The 16,913-nt window shown below is 36.1% G+C and carries 16 protein-coding genes; 9 read left to right on the top strand and 7 right to left on the bottom strand.

Annotated elements, in window-relative coordinates; translation table 11 throughout:
• Positions 1 to 26: 26 nt before the first annotated feature.
• Complete coding sequence (locus tag CAV_RS00240) at positions 27 to 1,259, top strand: SLC5/6 family protein (RefSeq protein ID WP_094324520.1); 1,233 nt, start codon at positions 27 to 29, stop codon at positions 1,257 to 1,259.
• Positions 1,260 to 1,271: 12 nt separating this feature from the next.
• Positions 1,272 to 2,639, top strand: coding sequence for an L-serine ammonia-lyase (locus CAV_RS00235; protein WP_094324519.1), 1,368 nt, complete (start codon positions 1,272 to 1,274; stop codon positions 2,637 to 2,639).
• A 487-nt stretch (positions 2,640 to 3,126) separates the two neighbouring features.
• On the opposite strand, the gene CAV_RS00230 is transcribed toward CAV_RS00235, so the two are convergent.
• The 3 genes from CAV_RS00230 to CAV_RS00220 are packed head-to-tail and all read right to left on the bottom strand — an operon-like array spanning position 3,127 to position 5,555.
• Positions 3,127 to 3,621, bottom strand: a complete 495-nt coding sequence (locus tag CAV_RS00230) for an NAD(P)H-dependent oxidoreductase (protein ID WP_094324518.1) — start codon at positions 3,619 to 3,621, stop codon at positions 3,127 to 3,129.
• 13 nt (positions 3,622 to 3,634) lie between these two features.
• A complete protein-coding gene (locus CAV_RS00225) occupies positions 3,635 to 3,985 on the bottom strand; it encodes a hypothetical protein (RefSeq protein ID WP_245807413.1) in 351 nt (116 codons plus the stop codon).
• A complete protein-coding gene (locus CAV_RS00220) occupies positions 3,972 to 5,555 on the bottom strand; it encodes an ABC-F family ATP-binding cassette domain-containing protein (RefSeq protein ID WP_094324516.1) in 1,584 nt (527 codons plus the stop codon). Before CAV_RS00220 ends, CAV_RS00225 begins: the two co-directional genes overlap by 14 nt.
• A 271-nt stretch (positions 5,556 to 5,826) precedes the next feature.
• Between CAV_RS00220 and CAV_RS00215 the strand changes: the two genes are divergently transcribed.
• The 3 genes from CAV_RS00215 (at position 5,827) to CAV_RS00205 (ending at position 8,275) form a co-directional block, all read left to right on the top strand.
• The gene (locus tag CAV_RS00215; RefSeq protein ID WP_094324515.1) at positions 5,827 to 6,249 is read left to right on the top strand and encodes a hypothetical protein; all 423 of its coding nucleotides are present in this window, start codon (positions 5,827 to 5,829) and stop codon (positions 6,247 to 6,249) included.
• A 342-nt stretch (positions 6,250 to 6,591) separates the two neighbouring features.
• The gene (locus CAV_RS00210; protein WP_094752779.1) at positions 6,592 to 7,257 is read left to right on the top strand and encodes a hypothetical protein; all 666 of its coding nucleotides are present in this window, start codon (positions 6,592 to 6,594) and stop codon (positions 7,255 to 7,257) included.
• A 91-nt stretch (positions 7,258 to 7,348) separates the two neighbouring features.
• Positions 7,349 to 8,275 (top strand): autotransporter outer membrane beta-barrel domain-containing protein, encoded by a 927-nt coding sequence (locus CAV_RS00205; protein WP_094752778.1) that lies wholly within the window; start codon positions 7,349 to 7,351, stop codon positions 8,273 to 8,275.
• 91 nt (positions 8,276 to 8,366) lie between these two features.
• Here CAV_RS00205 and zupT read toward each other — a convergent pair whose 3' ends face one another.
• Complete coding sequence (gene zupT / locus CAV_RS00200; protein WP_094324511.1) at positions 8,367 to 9,200, bottom strand: zinc transporter ZupT; 834 nt, start codon at positions 9,198 to 9,200, stop codon at positions 8,367 to 8,369.
• A gap of 117 nt (positions 9,201 to 9,317) precedes the next feature.
• On the opposite strand from zupT, the gene CAV_RS00195 reads away from it, so the two are divergent.
• Positions 9,318 to 9,728, top strand: a complete 411-nt coding sequence (locus tag CAV_RS00195) for a cupin domain-containing protein (RefSeq protein ID WP_094324510.1) — start codon at positions 9,318 to 9,320, stop codon at positions 9,726 to 9,728.
• Between the two features lie 193 nt (positions 9,729 to 9,921).
• Here the strand turns inward: CAV_RS00195 and CAV_RS00190 are convergent, their stop codons facing one another.
• Positions 9,922 to 10,335 (bottom strand): Rrf2 family transcriptional regulator, encoded by a 414-nt coding sequence (locus tag CAV_RS00190; RefSeq protein ID WP_094324509.1) that lies wholly within the window; start codon positions 10,333 to 10,335, stop codon positions 9,922 to 9,924.
• A 2-nt stretch (positions 10,336 to 10,337) separates the two neighbouring features.
• Between CAV_RS00190 and CAV_RS00185 the strand changes: the two genes are divergently transcribed.
• The 3 genes from CAV_RS00185 (at position 10,338) to CAV_RS00175 (ending at position 12,474) form a co-directional block, all read left to right on the top strand.
• A complete protein-coding gene (locus CAV_RS00185) occupies positions 10,338 to 10,565 on the top strand; it encodes a cyclophilin-like fold protein (RefSeq protein ID WP_261786918.1) in 228 nt (75 codons plus the stop codon).
• A 194-nt stretch (positions 10,566 to 10,759) separates the two neighbouring features.
• On the top strand, positions 10,760 to 11,185 hold the full coding sequence (locus CAV_RS00180) for a MerR family transcriptional regulator (RefSeq protein ID WP_094324508.1): 426 nt from the start codon (positions 10,760 to 10,762) through the stop codon (positions 11,183 to 11,185).
• A 143-nt stretch (positions 11,186 to 11,328) separates the two neighbouring features.
• The gene (locus CAV_RS00175) at positions 11,329 to 12,474 is read left to right on the top strand and encodes an alpha/beta hydrolase (RefSeq protein ID WP_094324507.1); all 1,146 of its coding nucleotides are present in this window, start codon (positions 11,329 to 11,331) and stop codon (positions 12,472 to 12,474) included.
• Positions 12,475 to 12,667: 193 nt separating this feature from the next.
• Here CAV_RS00175 and CAV_RS08955 read toward each other — a convergent pair whose 3' ends face one another.
• Both CAV_RS08955 and CAV_RS00165 read right to left on the bottom strand, forming a co-directional pair.
• Positions 12,668 to 14,641 carry a restriction endonuclease subunit S gene (locus CAV_RS08955; protein ID WP_094752777.1) on the bottom strand — a complete coding sequence of 658 codons (1,974 nt, stop codon included), beginning with the start codon at positions 14,639 to 14,641 and terminating at the stop codon, positions 12,668 to 12,670.
• Positions 14,642 to 14,649: 8 nt separating this feature from the next.
• Positions 14,650 to 16,710, bottom strand: a complete 2,061-nt coding sequence (locus CAV_RS00165; protein ID WP_094324504.1) for an HsdM family class I SAM-dependent methyltransferase — start codon at positions 16,708 to 16,710, stop codon at positions 14,650 to 14,652.
• Positions 16,711 to 16,913 lie beyond the last annotated feature (203 nt).

The following is a 16,913-nucleotide window of genomic DNA, read 5'->3' as shown; positions in this document are numbered from 1 at the left end:
TATTATCTCAATGAAAGGACTTTACTATGACAAATGTAAAATCTTACAACATTAGATGGGTGCTTTCCTTATTTGGAACAGCTATTGGTGCTGGGGTGCTTTTCCTACCCATTAACGCTGGTATGGGCGGAATTTTGCCTCTTTTAATTATCCTAGTTTTGGCTTATCCTATGACTTACTTAGCACACAGAGGGCTTTGTAGATTTGTTTTAGGTTCATCTAATCCAAGCGATGATATAACCTTTGTTTCTGAAACATATTTTGGCAAAGGCGGAGGATTTTTAATCACCGTGCTTTACTTCTTTGCTATCTTGCCTATCTTGCTGGTTTATAGTGCGAATTTAACCACTACCTTTATAGAATTTTGGGTAAATCAACTAGGCTACGAAGCCCCTAATAGACTATTAGTCTCTTTTGTTATAGTAACCTTGCTTATGTTCTTTTCTTTACTTGGTGAAGAACTTGTAACTAAAGTTATGTCCGTTCTTGTCTTTCCATTCATAGCTGTTTTAGTTATAATATCTTTGATGCTAATTCCTTACTGGAACGGTGCAATTTTCCAAAGCTTTGATTTTTCAGTTGTGGGAACTTCAAATTTCTGGCTTACCTTGTGGCTGGTAATTCCTGTTATGGTTTTTTCATTTAACCACTCGCCTATCATCTCATCTTTAGCCTGCTCATGCAAAAGAGAATTTCACGATGACGCCGAAAAACACGCAGCAAACATAATCAGTAAGGCTGTAATACTAATGGTTGTTGTTGTTTTCTTTTTCGTGTTTTCTTGTGCATTGTGCTTAACACCTGAGGATTTTGCTAGTGCCAAAAGCCAAAATGTAAATATCTTAACCTATATAGCAAATCACTTCCCTGAAGCCACTATACTAGCATTCTTAGCACCTATCATCGCTTTGATAGCTATGTCAAAAAGCTACCTAGGACACTATCTTGGCTCACAAGAAGGCTTAAATGGAATTCTTTATAAGGTAAGTTCAGGTAAGCTAAAAGGCAAAAGTGCAAACACAATAACAGCTATCTTTACCTTCATAGTAGCTTGGTATGTAGCTTATGCAAACCCTTCAGCTATAGGAATTATCGAAAGCATAGGTGGTCCTGTTTTGGCAATCTTGCTTTTCTTAATGCCTGTTTATTGTGTATACAAATTTGATGTTCTTAAGAAATTTAGACATCCAGCATTTGATACCTTTATAGTTATAATGGGTCTTATAGCTATATCAGCTGCTATTAACAACCTTTTATAAGGGAGGTGTAAGATGAGTAGTAATTTAAGTATATTTAAAATCGGTGTAGGTCCTTCCTCATCACACACTTTAGGACCTATGCTAGCTGGAAATTTATTCTGCAAAAAGGTAGATAAATTTTTAGACCAAATAACAAAGGTAGAAGTTGTTTTATACGGCTCTTTGTCTTTAACAGGCAAGGGGCACTTAACCGATAGGGCTGTGCTTTGGGGTTTAAACGCACTTGAAGCAAAGAATTTAAGCTCAAATATACAAGAAGAGGTCAATAAAAGAGTTTTAGAGGATAAAATTCTAAATTTATGCGGAAAAAAGGAAATCCACTTTGACTACGACAAACATTTAGTTTTTTCTAAAGAATTCTTGCCGCTTCACGAAAACGCTCTTAAGATAAGCGCCTTTGATGATAATGATGAGCGTATATATAGAGAAGTGTATTATTCAACAGGCGGAGGCTTTGTAAAAACCGAAGCTGAGCTTGAAAAAGAAAAGAATTCAGGCGGACTTAAACCTAAAACACAGTATGCCCTAAAGGTAGATAACGCAAAAGAAGCACTTGAGCTTTGCGATAAAAATAATTGGAATTTAGCACAGCTTTCTTATGAGTATGAGTTGCAATTTAACACGAAGGATGAAATTCGTTCTTACTGTTTAGAAATTTGGGAAGTTATGCAGGAGGTGTATTACAACGGCACTCATACAAAAGAAGAATATTTGCCCGGAAAACTTCATTTGTGGCGTAGAGCAAAGGGACTTGCCTCACGTGTAAACTTAACAACTGATCCAATTGGCATCATAGATTTTATCTCACTTTATGCCATATCAGTAGCCGAGGAAAACGCCAGCGGGGCTAAAGTGGTCACGGCTCCTACTAATGGTGCTTGTGGGGTTGTACCTGCTGTTATGCTTTATCTTCACAATCACACAACAGGCTTTAATGATAACAAAGTAGTTGATTTCTTGCTAACTGCCATGCTAATAGGCTCTTTTTACAAAAAGAACGCTAGTATAAGCGGTGCAGAGGCTGGTTGTCAAGCTGAAATAGGTGCTGCTTCATCTATGGCTGCAGCTGCCATGGCAACTGTTATGGGTGCAGACCCTCACAGTGCCTGTAATGCCGCTGAAATCGCTATGGAACACCACCTAGGTCTTACATGCGACCCGGTTGGAGGCTTAGTTCAAATTCCTTGCATAGAAAGGAATGCTTTTGGTGCCATAAAAGCTATCTCATCGGCTAGAATGGCTATGACTAGAAAGAGCAAGCCTATAGTAACCCTTGATGATGTCATTAAAACTATGTATGAAACCGGAAAAGATATGAACCTAAAATACAAAGAAACATCGCTTGGAGGACTTGCAGTAACCCTACAAAGAATGTGCTAAGACACTAGGCTTTAAAGCCTAGTGTAAATTTAAACCTCTTAGATAAGCCCAAAAGCACAATGAGCCTTTTCCGCTGACACTATAAATTTACTTGTAATCACGGTTGCGGTAGTGATTGAAAAGCTTTAAGTTTCTTTTATCACCAAAAACATAGCAGCAAAGAAACATAAAGCTGCAGAAAAAGTTAAAATTTCCATTATAACTCCTCTGTCTCTTTGATAAATTTTAAAATCTTTTTTTTGCAATACAAAAATAACTATTCCAAGTACAAAAATAACTAAAACAGTCAAAACAGTATGTAGATATTGGTTTCGTCTGTTTTTGTGAAAATAAAGCCTATTAGAGCCAACAATGAAGTAAGAGCAAAATTTCTATAAGTTTTTAGTTCTTACAATCTCTCTTGTTTCCCGTCTAATTTAGACATTTACTTTCCTTTTTTCCTTATCAGCAGAATGCGATAGCACAAATTCACACTTTTAGCAAATTCTTAGCCCTTAAGATAGCTCTTATACTCCTGCAAGGGCAAATTTGAAGCATCAGCACTATAAATAGCAAATTCATCCACCAAAGTAGCACCGCAGTATTTAAAAGCGTAGTATATAGGTCTTAAAAGCTCATTTAAGGTATAGCCGTGGTGTCCATCGTAAGTGTCTTTTGCCCCGCCTAAAGTGCTTACTATGCCAAATTTTTTGCCACTTAAAAGCTTAGGATTTTCTCCGTGTAAAATTTGACTCAAAACCACATCCTGCCATTCTTTCATAAGGCTTGGTGTGCTAAACCAAAAAAGTGGAAATTGAAATACGATAAATTCAGCTTCCTTTAAAAGCTCTATTTCTTTAGCAGCGTCTATTTTGCCGTCTTTATAAACCTCGTTTATATTATGCACCTTTACATAATCAAGACCTAAAGCCTCCCTAGCAAGAGCCTTATTTACTTTTGAATTCTCCCAGTATGTATGAGACAGTATCAGTAGCGTTTTCATGCTCGTCCTTAAATCACTCATTTTCTTTTTTAGCATGGTCTACGTCAGCATCGCTTATCGAATTTGGCTCATTTTGCCTTATAAATTCTATTTTTGCCTTTTCACACCTCTCATCTCTTAGCTTTCTGTAAGCATTTCTTATCTCAAGTTCCTTTTGCGTAAGAGGCCTATCCTCTAAAAACGAGATGTGAAAATAAGTATCATCAGGCTTTGAGTGAGACTCATAAAAGTCTATGTAGTCAAAATAATCCTTCTCGCTCTTATACTCCACAGTTTCTTCTATGTATATGGTGGGACCAAAGCCTCTGTGATTTTGCGTATAGTGTCCAAAACCAGCTGCGTAGCGAATTTTATAAGTATTCATCATTTTCTCCTAAAAATTCTTCAAAACTTCCTTGGAAGTCTCTTAGTTTGCCATCTTTTAAATGCCAAATTCTATTTGCAAAAGCAGAGATTAGCTCTCTATCGTGGCTTATGCAAAGCACCACACCCTTGAAATTATACAAGGCCTCACCCAAGGCGATAATGGCTTCTAAGTCAAGATGATTATCCGGCTCATCCAAAAGCAAGAAATTCGGCCTCTCAAGCATTAGCTTAGAAAGCATAAGCCTGTGTTTTTCCCCACCGCTTAAGCTTGAGGCTAGTTTTTCTTGTTCATTACCACCAAATAACATTCTACCCAAACATTTTCTAATTTCATCCAAATCTTTAAATTTATCGCTCATAAGCCACTCATAAAGTTTCAAATTTTCATTTATCACCGAGCTAGTATCTTGTGGAAAATACCCAAGCTCTATCGTGGCTCCAAGGTGCACCAAGCCCGTATCAGGCTTTAAAGCAGCTGTGATTATCTTTGCTAAGCTGCTTTTGCCAACGCCGTTTGCTCCTATTAAGGCTATCTTATCGTTTTTATTGATTTTTAAATTTAGCCCCGAAAAAAGCTCTTTATCATAGCTCTTGCTTATGTCCTTTAGTTCTAAAATTTCATTGCCGATTTCTTTATTTATCCTAAAAACTATGCTAGGATCGCGTCTGCTTGAAATTTTTATCTCCTCTATCTCAAGCTTAGAAAGTGCCTTTGCCCTGCTCGTTGCTTGCTTTGACTTAGAAGCATTTGCGCTAAAGCGTCTTATAAAATTTTCAAGCTCCTCTTTTTCCTTTAAAGCCTTGTTTCTTTTTAGCTCAGCCTGTTTTGCAAGCAAGGTTGAAGCCATATACCAGTCATCATAATTCCCCGCAAATTCCCTTATCTGCTTAAAATCCACATCTAAAATTCTAGTGCAAACCCTGTTTAAAAAATGCCTATCGTGGCTGATTAAAAGCAAGGTCCCCTCGTGCCTTAAAAGCTCATTTTCAAGCCAGGCTATGCTTTTTAAATCAAGATTGTTCGTAGGCTCATCAAGCAAAAGCACATCAGCATTTACGAAAAGCAGCCTTGCTAAAAGCACCTTCACCTTGTCCGTGCTTTGAAGAGAGGACATAGAATTTTCTATATCACTTATGCCAAGCGAACTTAAAAGCTTTTCACACCTTAGTTCGCAGTCATAGTTAGGATCCTCCTCAGCACAGATAAGCTCAAGCTCGCTTAGCCTATCATTTATGGCGTCCGTAAATTCCTCACTCATATACAGCTTTTCTTTTTCTTTGATAGCCTCATATAGTCTTTTATTTGCACTCAACAGTGCGTCTTTTATGCTTAAGCTCTCAAAGGCAAATTGATCCTGCTCTAAGACAGCCATTTTAAGCCCAGCGTCAAGCTCTATTTCGCCGCTACTTGCCTCAAGCTCTTTTGCTAGGATTTTTAAAAAGGTTGATTTTCCAGCCCCATTCGCCCCGATTAGCCCGTATCTTTCGCCTTTTTTTAAAGTTAAATTCACATTTTCAAACAAAAGCTGACTTGCAAAACGCATAGAAAGATTTTTGATTTCTAGCATAGTAAAACCTTAAATTTTTTAAGGGATTTTAGCAAGAAAATTTTAACTACATATCTAAATTTTTATTTTCTTAATGATACAAGGCTTGTCATATAGTGAAATTTCAAAAATTTTAAAATTTTTTGCTTTTTTGTTAGCCTCATTAATCGTTTTTTTTGTTATATAATCTTTTCCGCATTTTTAACTTAAATTTAAAGGTTTTGCTGCGAAAAGGGCTCTTTTTTTACTCTCCTTTTTAGCTTCTTTTGTCTTTGCTTTGAAAAGTGAATGGGTGGGTGAGATAGAGGATAGTACTTCGGATTTAAAGCCAGGAGACGATGTTACAGTAATACTAAAAAGAGACCCTAGTAAAGATGGCAATATATTTGGGCAAGGAAGCAATGTAGATTTTACATATTCTGGTAGATCTGGCACTGCCAAACTTGCATTACAAAAAGACCCAAGCACTTTTTCTTCCTCTCAAGGAAGTGATATGAGTTACTATATAGAGGGAGATATATTTATAAATCCAGGATCTCAATTGATTATGAATTTAGATAGCACAGGAAGCAAGGGTCTATTTAAGCTAGACGAAGGAGCGATAAAGGTATATAACTCAAGCTTAGAAATAAATGATGTAAATAACTTTGTTATAGATACTACGCAAGGAGGTGGTGGTATAACGGTTTCAAACGGAAGCACCTTATATAAATAATGTAGATATTTTAACAAATAAATCAAATAGCAGTGATTCAGCTTCTATATACAACAATAATTCCACCATTTATATAGATGCCGATGTTTATAATTATAATAAAGATACTACACAGGGTGCAGGATATTTGCTTCAAACAGGCGAAAACGCTAAAACAACTATAGGGGTTCTTTTTATAATGCTGGTTTTAAGAGTGATAATGGAGGTAGAGAGTACGCTTTAGTAGAGATAAACGGCGGAACTTTTACTGTAACTGGAAATTTTTATAATGGCAAGAATGATCCTTCCTCTTCTTCTAATGACTATCGCGGTATTGGAAATTTAAAAGCCTATAATGGAGCTGTGATAACAGTAGAGGGAGATTTCATAAGCGATGCACAAGGAGATAGCTTTAGCACTTCGACAAGCTATCGCTCAACCGTTGATTTAAATGACGCAAATTTAGTGGTAAAAGGCAAATTTGACGCTTATAGAAGTGATATCTTTCTAACAAATTCGGCTAAAATTTACACTACCGATTTTACTTTAAATAATACTGCTACTATGAATTTCGTAGGAGGAGATTTAGGCTTTGGTTATATAAATGCTTCATCTTCTGCTAATTTTAATGGCGTAACTAACTTTCAACTCATAGGGGCAATTGCTAAAAATGATAATATGTCTTATCTTTTTCTAGAAAGTAAGGATGTTAGTGGCAATATAAAAGAAGGTTCTGTAACTGTATATGATAATTATGGAAATCCTCTTTCTGATTCTGGCTACACCACAAACATAGTTAAGGTGGGAGATAAATACTTCTTAGTCTTTGGCGAAGCAAATAATGAGGGGAATGAAAATTACCCTAATGCAAATGCTCAGCCTCCCGGAGGACACTTAGCCGGTTATGAAAATGGAATTCAACCGGACGGCGATACTGAAGGCGGAGACAATCAAGGCGGAAATGAGGGCGGTAGCGATGATAAACCTATAACACCAAGTCCAAACACTCCACCAAGCTCCTATATATAATGCTATTTATGAAGCCTTAGATGGCTCTATCATAAACAATAATAATCTTATAAGAACTGCTACTAGTACTGTTGAAAAACAGATTGAGACTATGCAAGATGAAAGAAAAACATATCAAGGAAATCTTATACATCACAATATGTTAGGTCGTATAGCAAATAATCTTAATAAACCAAAATACGCCTTTAACACAAAATCTAAATTTGCAAGCTTAGCAAGTTATTATAAACCTTACTATGTAAATTTAGAAGAACAAGAAAGTGATAATTTCTATATCTCTGCCTTAGCAGGATATAGTAATTATAAAAGTAGTTCAGGCTCTGAATTTGGTCTAAGCTTTGGATATGATAAAGAAATAGAAGATGAGTTCTTTGCTGGTTTTTATGCTTCTATAAGTAAGTCTTATATAAACACAGAGGGTATGAATTTAGATGGATTTAACTATAGTTTAGGTTTATACTCAAGAGTTTATATGCCATATTCACTTGAGCTTGATGTATTAGGATACTATGCAAATAATCATAATAAATACGATAGAATTTTTGCTGGTTTAAGTCTTCATCAAGGAGATTATAAAAGACATAATATAGGAGCACAAGCTAGACTTGGATATAGATTTGAATTTAAAAATGAACATAGTTTAAAACCTTATCTTGGTATATTAGGAAGTTATTATCATATGCCTTCTTATAAAGAAAATGGAATACTACCTATAAGCAGAAGCACAAATACTTTTACAAGCTTATATGGTGTTTTAGGTATAGAGTATAGAAAAATACTAGATAGTGGAAGCTTTTTTATATCCTTAGAAGGAGTTAATGGAAAAGCTGTCTTTGGAGATAAGAACTATGAAATGAGCATAGGACAAGAAAAAATATCTTATGAAAATGAAAAAGAATTATTTGCAAATGTATTTGCAGGTGCATCTTTTTCTGTATCAAAACACTTAGATTTTACAGCCTCTGTGATGCCTCAAGCATATGAAGGTGGCTTTATAAATGTGAATGGGGGTCTTTGATTTAGGTTGAGGTTTTAGGGCTATAAAACTTCATATAAATTTAAAACAAGCACGCAAAATTTAGAACTCGGCGTATTTAAAACACTTAAATTTAACCCATATCCAGCAAGATGAGGCTTATAGCCATTACTCCCATTCCTGCGAAAAGGCCGTACAAGCAGTGATGAGCTTCCCCATAAGCTCTCGCGGCAGGTAACAGCTCGTCAAAGGATATATAAACCATTATCCCAGCTATGATAGCAAAGGTAAAGGCTAGGGTAAGTTCGCCTATAAAGGGTAAGATTAAGAAAAAGCCCACAACAGCACCGATTGGCTCTGTAAGACCCGATAAGGCGGCGTATTTGAAGGCTTTTTTCTTGTCTCCTGTTGCGTGGTATATAGGCAAAGACACAGCCATGCCCTCAGGGATGTTGTGAATGGCTACTGCTATGGCTATGGCAAGGCCAAAGGAAATGCTATCAAGAGAGGATACAAAGGTAGCAAAGCCTTCTGGCAGGTTGTGTATAGATATGGCAACTGCTGTTAGCACCCCGGTTCTTTTCAAGGCCTTGTTTATCACGGGTTTTTCGTTTATGGAGCAAATTTTTAGCTCCTCGTAATCTTGGGTTTGTTTTACATGCAAATCCTCAGGTATTAGCTTGTCCACCAAGGCAGAGATTAAGATTCCCAAGAAAAACAACAGCAAGGCCACTATTTGACCGCAAAAATTCCCGTAATGCCTTGAAAAATCCTCAAGACTTGTAGGCAAAATTTCCATGAAAGATATGTAAATCATAACTCCTGCTGAAAAGCCAAGCCCTATGGATAAAAAGGTGAAGTTATTTTGCCTTGAGAAAAAGGCTATCAAAGCACCTATTGCCGTGGAAATTCCCGCTAAGGTGGCTAAGATAAAGGCTACCGTTATTTGTTCTAAATCTAAAGACATGCACACTCTTAATAATTTTTATTATCTACAAATTTATACTACTAAAATACTGTAAATAAAAATTAGATTTTTTGCAAATTTCGCTCAAATTCAAGCTTTTAAGCCTATACACAGACTATCACTAAAAATGGCGAGTTAGGAAGTCTAAAAGGAGATCCTAAGATCTTTAGCGGGGAGGTAAGGGTTTCAATACTTTTTAAATCAAGCTCTTGGAGAGAATTTAGCGGAGCCTTAGTAGAATTTAGCAAAAATGCTAGGTCTGCCTGGCATACACACCCAGCAGGACAAACACTAATTGTTACAGAGGGAGAAATTCTTACTAAGATACCGGGTCAAGTAGCAAGTATTGCAAAAAAAGGCGATGTGATTTCTTGTCCACCAAATATTAGACATTTTCATGGAGCAAGTGATACAAGCCATGGAAGCCACATAGCCCTAACACAAGAAAAAGACGGGAAAAATGTGAATTGGCAAGAATTAGTAAGCGATGAGGAATACGCTAAAGCTCTAAAAGAAGCAAGGAAATAAGACAAAGCTAGGGAGGTATTTTGCTAAAAAGCTACGCAATATGATGAGGGAGTTGCCGTTGTTTTAGGTAAATATTTCAATGCTTTAAAAGAGGAATTTAGGGTAAAAGTTAGTAAAACTAAGAAGTTATGAGCAATAATTGTAGTCAATGCAGCAGCTATACTCACTATCACAAAAACTTAGGATTAATTCCTTAGCACAAATGCTGTGTGCGTAGCTCCTCTAGTAAGATACTAAGCTTCACACTTGCAAGATACTCCTCTAGCACTCTTTGAGCCTTTATAAAATGAGAATCTAAAAGGCTATGGATATTTTTACCCAAAGGACAGAGCAAATTGGGATTAGTATGGAATCTAAAAAGCGTATAGCCTATTTTTTCTTTTGTATAAGCACTTTCTTTGTGTATACTTTCTTTAGATTCTTTTTTGAGTGTTAGAAAATCTTTGCTTTTAGGCGTAGATTCTACCGCATAAAAAACATCTAAAAGGCTTATTTGCGTGGCACTTTTCGCAAGTCTTGCACCATTGCTACCACGAAAAATACTAATAAGTCCAGCATTTTTTAAAAGCGCTAGGATATTTCGCACGATAACGCTATTAATCCCCACAGATTCAGCTAAAGCCTCTAAGTGTCAAAAATACAGCAGGTTATGACCCACAAATCGGGGATTTATTTTATTTTTCTCCTTGGGGCAATGTGGGGATTTTTTATGCCAAACAAGCTCCTTATAATGGCTTGGTTTATCTTGGCAGGGTTTTAGAAACTAGCAGTGGCAAAAATGGCATAGAAATTTTAAAAAGCAAAAAAGATGATTTTAAGGTGCTGATAAAAAGATAAAAAATATTTTTAGCATAAATTTTACATAACAAACACTAGCTCTTAGCTTTTATAGCTTTATTAAATATATAAAATTTCTACAAAGTTTAACTAAGAGCTTATCTTAACTTTTGTGCTAAATTTACATAAGACTTTAAATAAAAGCTAACACTTGATGTAATATGCTATAATATTTTAAAAAAGAGGATAAAACTATGGCATACACTATCATAGAAGTAGAGAGAAAAACAGGTGTAGCCTCTAGAACACTTAGATTTTGGGCGGATAAGGGGCTTTTTCCTTTTGTGCAAAAGGATAGCAATGGCGTGCGGTATTTTAGCGAGAAAGATGTGCAATGGGTGTTTTGGATAGATTGTTACCGTCAAATTGGTATGAGTATAGAGGATATCAAATACTACATTACACTATGTGCTAAGGGCGAGAATACTGCACAAGAGCGGCTAGAGATTATCCAAAGACAGAGACAAAAAACGCTTGATGATATAGAAAAACTCCAAGTAGTGCTAGAAAAGCTTGATTATAAAGTAGCATATTATAAAGAAATGATAGCCAAACAAAAAGATGATATAAATCCACTTAATAAAGACTATGTCAAACGCAAGAAAAGGGCGAAGTTTTAGAAGCTTTTCCTGCTGTAGTTTCTAATGATTGTATAGATTTTATCAAGCCCAAGATAGAAATTTAATCAAATTTTTCTTTTTCTCCTTGACAGACACTAGGTGTTAGGTTTTAGAATTTCATAAAAAATTTTCAAGGAGAAAAGATGAAAAAATCGAGTCGTAGGAATTTTTTAAGAAATTTTGTAGGTTTAGCTAGTGGAGTTTTACTTGCGGGTGCATTTTCAAATGCTTTTGCAGATTCTAACAAAAACCAAAAAGTTAAGTTTAAACAAAATACGCTAAACCCAAGCAAAGAAGCCGAGCGTAACGCCTCTAAAAATCCCTTTGGCTTAGTGTATGAAAATGCCATAAGCAAAAACGAAAAAGGCAAGGTAAATATAAAGCAAGTCTCTTATAAAACAAGAGGGCTTAAGGCAGTGGCAAATGTCTATCTACCAGCAAACTTTACAGCTAGTGGCAAGTATCCTGCTATAGTGGTGGCTCACCCAAATGGTGGCGTTAAAGAGCAAGTGGCAGGCTTGTATGCACAAAATCTCGCACAAATGGGCTATGTAAGCATAGCTTTTGATGCACTCTATCAAGGAGCAAGTGAGGGAATGCCGCGAAATGTTGATACTCCGTCTAATAGAGTGGAGGATATACGCGCGGCTGTGGATTTTATCTCGAATTTTAAGGGTGTGGATAAGAATCGCCTAGGGATTTTAGGGATTTGCGGTGGTGGAGGCTACACTTTAAAAGCCACGCAAACAGACAAACGCCTAAAAGCAATAGCAACGCTTAGTATGTTTAACACAGGACTTGTAAGACGCAATGGCTTTTTAGACTCTCAAAAATCAAGCATACAAACTCGCCTAGAGGAAGCTTCAAAGGCAAGAGAAAAACAGGCTCTAGGAGAGATACTCTACACTGGAGCTGCCCCCGTGAAATTAGGTGAGGCAGAACTAGCCAAGATTGACACGGATTTATACCGCGAGGGAATGGTGTATTACGGCGACACACACGCACACCCAAATTCTAGCTTTGCTTACACCACGGCTTCACTTTTAAAACTTATAGCTTTTGATACGCTCAATCAAATCGAGCTTATAAATAGGCCCTTGCTGCTAATGGTAGGCGATAAGGCAGATACGGCATATATGAGCGAGGAGGCGTATAAAAGGGCAAGTGGCACAGATACAAAGGAGCTTTTTAAGCTTAAAGATTCTACGCACATACAGACATATTTTAAGCCAAATGTGGTGGCACAGGCACTGGGTAAGTTAGAGGAATTTTACAAACGCTATATTTAAGCTTGATACAAAAAAAACTTATCAGGCTTAAAAATTTTAGGACTATATCTTTGAGTAAAAATTTATACATCAATGCTTACAGCAAAACTTTGCAAAGGCTTAAAACTACCTCTCTTGTAAGGGGTATTTTGCAAAGAGTGAGACTAAGAATCAAATCCTAGTATTAGTCCAAGAAATTTACAAAAATAATTAATTATAATTTTTGTATAAGCTCTTTGCTAACTTTTAACTCTTTTTCATTCCATAAAACTACTTCTTTTATAAGTTCTTTTTGCAGAGCTTTTATAAAAGATTCTATATACTCAAAGGCTATTTCGCCATTTGGAAGTACGGGCAGGGAGATAAATTCATTTTCTACTTTATTATCCCAAGTCGCTAAATTTTCCCTAGAAAATCTTTCATATAATGATTTTTCTAAGGCACATTTTAAAAATAAATTTACTTCAAAACTTACCTTGTATTCTTTAAGCCTTATAAAATAACTTTCCGCCAAGATTCCCGTTTTTTCTTTTTGAGCATACACTTTACCAGCTGCTATTGCGCCATTATATACAATTGAAATAATATTGTCGTGTGTTTCAAAATCTCCCTCCCTAGCCCAATACATAATGCCATTATCTCCAAATTTGGCATAGACGACAGGTATTTTATAGATATTATCTTTTGTTTTTGAAACAGCTTTAAATTTATCGCCTTTTCCTACGAATTTCGCTGATACCTTTTTAAACAAATCGCCGATTCTAACTTCCTGCCATTGTAGTTGCGTGCTATGTGCTTGTGTAGTTTTATAGCTTTCATAAAAGCTTAAATACTCCTCTAGCTTAAAGCTTAATGCCCCCCCCCCGTTAGTTTCTAGCACTTCATTATAGGCACTCATTTCTTTATGATAATACTCTATGAGGCTTAAAAAATGCTCTTTCTCAATCTCTTTTATGAAAGATTCCATAAAGGCAAAGTCTATGTTGTATTTGTCATTGACAGATTCTGCCTTTGTAGAATCTGGAGGAAGCACTGGGAGGAGAATTTGTAAATCCGGCAATTTATCGGTAGCGTTTTGGGCGTATTCTATAAATTTAACTTGCAACATATTGATAGCAACAACAAAGAATAATCTTACTTCTTTTGAGACATTTTTATTTTTAAAAATCAAAGCTTTTACCCTTGTGCCTATGTGAAAATCTTGACTTTGCGTAAAAGCACAAAATACACCTCTATCAGCTAAAGAAATAGTAGTCTTGTGGTCAAATAAGATTCTATTATCAAGCTTTTTTATATATTTTGCCACGCCATTATTATTATTTTGGTGGCTAATGAGCGGGATAGTGCCATTTTCGACTCTACCTATAATCACATCTCGTCCTGTATGAATCTCAAACAAATCGCCGATTCTAAATTCCTGCCATTTGCTAGTATCAAGGCTTTTTAATGCCCTTTGTGTGAGGCAAGAAAGAGCGTGAGTGATGAAATTTTGTTTCTTAGAATCTAAAAGAGAGCCACCATAGAGTAAATAATCCTCTAGGCTACTAAATGCCCCCCCCCGTTTAGAATTTTCATCTTGTAATTTTGCAAAGTCTTGCAAAATTACTTTTTCTTGCTCTGTAAGCTTATAATCTTTTAAGCCAGTAGTTAAGAGATATGCCTCAAGTTCTTCTAGTCTTTCTGCCTCAAGTTCTTTAATATAGGATTCCATATACTCAAAGGCTATTTCGCCATTTGTAAGCACGGGCAAGGAGATAATGATGTCTTTTATAGAATCTTCTGTTGAGCCTATACCCCAAGTAAAATCTTGTAATACTTTGCTGTATATAGAAGTCATAAAAATTGCAATTTTGCGATTAAATTTTTTTATTTTTGGAATTAAAATTTTAACCTTATTTCCCGTAAAATATGCTTGTTCTTGATAAAACACACTAAAAGTATCTTGTGCGAAAGACAGGGTATTGGCTGGATTTAAAAATTCTTTATTTTCCATAATGTAGCCTCTTATACCATTATTCCTAGTAGAACGAACAACATATGGATAAGATTTTTCTGCCTGATTATCGAGTATTTCTATATTGTTAGCGTGAAAAATTTTTTTACTAGATTTGACACTAAACAAATCGCCGATTCTAAATTCCTGCCATTTGCCCCCGCTTTGCTTGAAATTTTCTTCAAGCTTTCTCAAGCGAGGGCTTAGTATTTTCCCAGCAAGTTCTCTTTGGCATTATTTTTTAGCACATTGCTAACCTCCCACGCTAGATACTCGCTTACGCATTTTTTAAAGTCCTCTAGTGTGGGCTTTGTATCTATGCTTTTGTGCTGTGCGTAAGTCCAGTCCTTACCTTCTAAATTTATACAATCCTCGATATAATGATCTTTGTAATAATTCAAATAAGAGCTTCCATATAGCACGACATTTACAAGCTCTTCATATCTTGCCTTAGCGTTATCCGTGTCTTTTAGATTCACGCTTGCTTTTGATTTTTTCCTTGCGGCTCTTGTGTAGCCATCTGTGCTAAAATCTATAAATTTTACCTTTTGTTTTATATCGTGCTTTGTGCCTACATCAAAGACATAGATAGCTGTTTGCACACTGCTTTTGCCTACAAATAAATCTGAAGGCATTTTAATACTTGCTATAAGTGTGGAATGCTCTAAAATCTCTTTTGTGTAGGGAAGTCCATTACCTGAACCTGCGTTTTCTTGGATAATGATAACCGCTCTACCCTTAGACATACGTTTTAAGGCTCTCTCTACAAAGATAAAGCCCTTGCCACTTGCAGAATAGGGAGGATTTAGCAAAAAGACATCGGCTGGGAAGTTCTTACCCTTTTTCTCGCCTTGCTCATAATTGCCCTCAAACTGCGTAAGACTGTCTTTGTTGAGTAAATTTGCACTACCATCATCAAGCAAAATCATATTTAAGATTCCAAGCAGATAAATATCAACTCGCTTTTCTATACCTAAAAGCTGGTAGGCTTTGATATTAGCGATTTTTAGTCCTTTTTCCTTGGGGCTTTTTATATTTTCACAATCTTTTATCATCGCATTCATAGCAGAGATGAGAAAGGCTCCCGAGCCTGTGGCGTAATCCCACACATAAGAATCTTTATTTACCTTAGCAAGTTTTACCATTACATCAACGACATAGCGAGGTGTTAGCACTACATCGTTTTTTTCATTATCTGGCACGGCTAGCCATTTGGTCAGGGAATTAAAGAGTCTACCTGCGATGTCAGCGGTTTGGAGCTTTTTGACAAGCGGGAGGATATTATCGCACACGATTGTGTAGGTTTTTTTAAGTGGGGTCTCATCGTTTGTTTGCAAAAGAGTGTTGGTATAGCTTGATTTGTTCCATAAATTTGAGTGGATAAAGGCTTTTTCTAATTCATTGATTAACAGGGCAATTTTTTCTTGTGGGAGCTTCCTTTCGGCTAGAAAATCTTTGATTTTATTGATAAAGATAATGCCATCGTTGGAATTTGCTCCTAGCTCTCCTTTGAGCTCATCGGGCTTTAGTGGTGAAACCTTGTCCTTTACGCCCTGTGCTGCCATTATCATACCTACAAGCAGAGCTACACGCATATTTGGGTTGATGTTTAAAAGCTCATCGTGTAGGAATTGATTAAGGGTGTTTAACTTAGATTCTATATCGCTTTCTAAAGATTCTATAGTTTTTTCACGTTCTTTATCACTAAGACTTAAAGAATCTATGGTGCGTAAAAATTCACTTAAATGCTCTTTAGAAAAGATTGAGAGGTCTTTGAAATCGCCAATCTTTTTAGGCACAGAGAGATTTTTGCGATTAAGATAATAAAAGGCGTATTCTTGCTTTAGCTCTTTAGTGTCCTCATAGCCATTGATACCTACGGCTATAACTTCATCATAATCAGTGTAATCCAAAATAGCATTGGCATAATGCACCGCACCATTTAAGGCATAATCACTAATGTTTGTGAAATTAAAATTACCATTTTTATCAAGATTTTCAACTTCATCGTGTTTAAGCTTTTGCAATTTGCCTCTTGTGCCTTTGACTTCTATCATCACAGGCATTTTGCGTAAATTTTCATCTTGCAAGAAAAGTTTTATATCGGGGCGATTGCCTCCCTCGCCTCCCTTTTTGCTTGGGTATCTTTTGAGGGCTTCTTCTATCTGCGTGTTGATATTTTGCGTTTTTGTGAAATACGCAATGCCTAGATTTCTTAACTGCTCTTTTGCATTATCCTCTATTATTTCCTCTATACTTGCCATTTTATGCCTTTGTTTTTTGTGTTAAAGGTGCTATTATAACAAATTTATGAGAGATATTTTATTTGTGTTATGCCTTGTTGTATCAAATATAAAATCTACAAAACCTCTTGACTTAGACTAGCTCTTATCTTTTATAATGCTTTTTAGAATTTGCTTTGCTAAATTCTATGATTTCATTCAAAGGACTGTGTGATGAAAAAAAC

The organism is Campylobacter avium LMG 24591 (assembly GCF_002238335.1).
Lineage (GTDB): Bacteria > Campylobacterota > Campylobacteria > Campylobacterales > Campylobacteraceae > Campylobacter_D > Campylobacter_D avium.
The sequence above is the reverse complement of the archived record's forward strand: the minus strand, read 5'-3'. Positions and strand labels throughout refer to the sequence as shown.